General features: G+C 40.1%; 1 protein-coding gene. It reads right to left on the bottom strand.

The features are described from left to right. On the bottom strand, positions 1 to 883 hold an 883-nt coding region (locus tag A9G48_RS11415; RefSeq protein ID WP_176701977.1), incomplete at both ends, for a hypothetical protein.

Genomic DNA, 883 nt, shown 5'->3' with positions numbered 1-883 from the left:
GATTTTTAGGGTTTCTTTGGCTTTATCTTCGTTTAGGTGGATTGGGGAGTGCGCCACTACTGAGTGGTTATTTACCCCTGTTGAACTGATATTAAAGCGAGATTCAATCATATCCTCATCACGTTGCCCATTCTTGCCAAATAATGTAACCGTGGCCTGCAACGGCAGGTGGGCGATGGTTGCATTATTCGGGTATGTTAAATAAAAATAGAGGTGGCGGTGATGTAGCTTCATCCCACTAAATGAACTTGGTTTTTTAAAGATCATAAAGGTGTCAATGCCCGACACCGCAACCAAATAGTCATTTACCGACTGCCCAAAACCCACAAATGCCTCTTGCTCTTCGTGATAAGCGCCATACCCTAAATAGGTAAACTCTTCTTGCACCCCAAAATAACAGCGGTTTAACCAGTGATCGATAGGGGTAAAATTATCGTATTTTTTGCTACTTGCAATTAAATATAAGCCCCACAATGATAATATAACGCCCAATCCTATTACAATGCTTGAACTAGCTAATAAAAATATAGCGCCAGCTCCTAATAATACAGCTCCACCAGTTCTAGCGATAAAATAACTTTTATGCTCCATATTCCACATCCCCAAGGCACTTTTTAACTCGCCTAAGGCTTCAAAAATAGTTATAGCCGCAAAAGCTTTGGCTACGGTTTTAGAAATCAAGGTATTTAACATCTGTTTAGCTTTAATTTCAGGTACTAATGTGCCCGAAACTGTTGAACGCATCGCTTTAACTAGCTGCATTTTTAATTTGATGTCACGGTATAAAGCCACGCTATCAACACTTAATAATGCTAACGAGCCTAAGTCAATCGCCAGTTGGTGCATTTTTTTATCTTGGCTTTCACCTTCTTTAACGGTGTCC

The organism is Gilliamella sp. wkB18, assembly GCF_001690875.1.
Classification (GTDB): domain Bacteria; phylum Pseudomonadota; class Gammaproteobacteria; order Enterobacterales; family Orbaceae; genus Gilliamella; species Gilliamella apicola_A.
This window is presented reverse-complemented; position numbering and strand designations above follow the sequence as displayed.